A 2,279-nucleotide genomic window follows, 5' to 3' on the forward strand; every position below is an offset into this window, starting at 1 on the left:
CGCTCCCGGTTGATCACCGGGCCGCAGGTCTCGGCGGCGAAGGGGACGGTGAGGAAGCACTTGAGCTCGCCGCGGTTCTCGCCCTCGACGTCCATGGCGTAGAGGCCGTCGTTGGAGCCGAGTGCGTTGCCGTCGGTGGAGATCCACAGGTTGCCGAACTCGTCGAACGCCAGGTTGTCCGGGCAGGAGATCGGGGAGACCCGGGACTTGTCGAAGCCGCCGAAGTAGGTGTACGCGACGTCCGGGTCACCGGCGACGAGGATGAGGTTCCAGGTGAACTCCTCGCCGGCGTGGTCGTCCTCGATCTCCATGACGAGGCCGTTCTTGTTCTCCTTGACCGGGGCGTACTCCATGACGCCCTCCTTCGACTTCTCCGCGGCGCCGCGGTACTTGTTGTTCGTCAGCGCCATGTAGACCTTGGAGGTGGTGGGGGAGACCTCGACGTCCTCGGGGCGGTCCATCTTGGTGGCGCCGACGGCGTCGGCGGCCTCACGGGTGAACACGGCGACCTCCTCGGCGGTGAATCCGGCGACGTGGGACGTGGCGTTGCCCTCGTTGTCCACGGTCAGCAGCGGCTCCCAGCGGCCGGCCCCGTCGAAGGCGCCGTCGGAGGGGAGCTGGCCGGAGCCGTCGATCTCCTCCTGCGGGGAGTTGCCCTCCATGACGGCGACGTAGAGGGTGCCGTGGTCCATGAGGGTCATGTTGTGGGCCAGATCGCCCTCGATCATCTTCTTCGAGGAGACGAACTTGTAGAGGTACTCGAAGCGGGCGTCGTCACCGGAGTAGCAGACCACGGTGCCGTCGGCGGTGATGTGGATGTTGCCGGCCTCGTGCTTGAAGCGGCCCAGGGCGGTGTGCTTGACCGGGGTGGAGGTCGGGTCGTACGGGTCGATCTCGATGATGTAGCCGAAGCGGTTGACCTCGTTGGGCTCCAGGGAGACGTCGAAACGCCTGTCGAAGCGCTCCCACTTGCGGTAGGACTCGCCGGCGGGGATGCCCAGACGCTGGAGGGATGCCTTGACCTGCGGGTCGGTGACGGAGTCGCGGTGGGCGAAGTACTGGTCGAAGTTCTCCTCGCCGGAGAGGATGGTGCCCCAGGGGGTGACGCCGCCGGCGCAGTTGTTCAGGGTGCCCAGGACGGTGGTGCCGGTCGGGTCGGCGGAGGTCTTCACGTACTCGGAGCCGGCGAGCGGGCCGACGAGCTTCATCGGGGTGGTGGCGGTGATGCGGCGGTTCAGGGGGCCGAACTCGCGCTTCAGGTCGCCGGAGCCGGGCACGGTGGACACCTCGAGGACGGTGAGGCCGTGGTTGGCCCAGCCGATCTTCACCTGCTCTTCGGTCGGGTTGTCGGAGTCGTAGCCCGGGTGCATGTGCGGCTCGGTGGTGTACTCGTGGGAGCACACGTAGACGCGGCGGTCCGGGTCGGTCGGATGGGGCAGGAGGCCGGCGAAGTCGTTGTTGAAGCCGAACTGGCCCGCGGCCGCCTCCGCGGTCTGGTTGTGGACGTCGAACTCCGGTGCTCCCTCGATCACCGGGTCGCCCCAGGCGATGAGCACGGACTGGGAGTAGCCGGCCGGGACGACGACCTCGTCCAGCTTGTTCGGTGCGACGCTGTCGAACTGCAGGCCCTTCGTGGAAGTGTGTCCCTTCCCGGAGTCACCCGGCAGGGAGGAGCCGAAGGCGGAGGACCGGGCGGCGGCGGCCGGGGCGAGGCCGGCGAGGGCGGCGGAGCCGCCGACGGTCAGGACGGTGAGGCTGCCGGCCTTCAGGGCGGCGCGGCGGGACATCAGGTCGCCGAAGTACGGGTTGTCGGAGTTGTTGTCGCACTCGCCGAAGCAGGCGTTGCCGCACTTGTAGGTGCAGGTCAGGGAGCTGCGGGAGGAGGCGAACTTGTTGCTGAAGAGATTGCGGCCCTTGAGGGACATGGGGTGGCTCCGTGGCGTTTTGCGGGGACGTGACAGGACGACTCGGGAACTTAGGTCGCCCAGGTGGCGGCCCGGACATGAGCAGATGAATTCTTCGTGAAATAAGGATGACCCATCCTCTGTGTCCTGAATCTCAGGCACGAAAACTATTAAACACGGATAAAGCCGTTTAATATCGGGCAGCAGAACCTGCACCGGCCGACGAAGGCCCGATCCCGAGGAGAACCCTTGTACACCACCGCCGTCCCCACCGCCCGCGACCGCAAGCTCACCCCGGAGCACGAGGAGATCGTCAAGGCGACGCTGCCGGCCGTCGGCGCCAACATCGCCACCATCGCGCAGACCTTCTACCGC

Annotated in this window: 1 protein-coding gene; it reads right to left on the reverse strand. The window is 67.0% G+C overall.

Going from position 1 to position 2,279, the window contains the following annotated elements; genetic code table 11:
* Positions 1 to 1,925, reverse strand: a 1,925-nt coding sequence (locus GXZ33_RS09205) for a PhoX family phosphatase (protein ID WP_291340738.1), incomplete at its 3' end; no start/stop codon positions are given.
* Positions 1,926 to 2,279: the final 354 nt, after the last annotated feature.

The organism is Corynebacterium sp., assembly GCF_012838985.1.
Lineage (GTDB): Bacteria > Actinomycetota > Actinomycetes > Mycobacteriales > Mycobacteriaceae > Corynebacterium.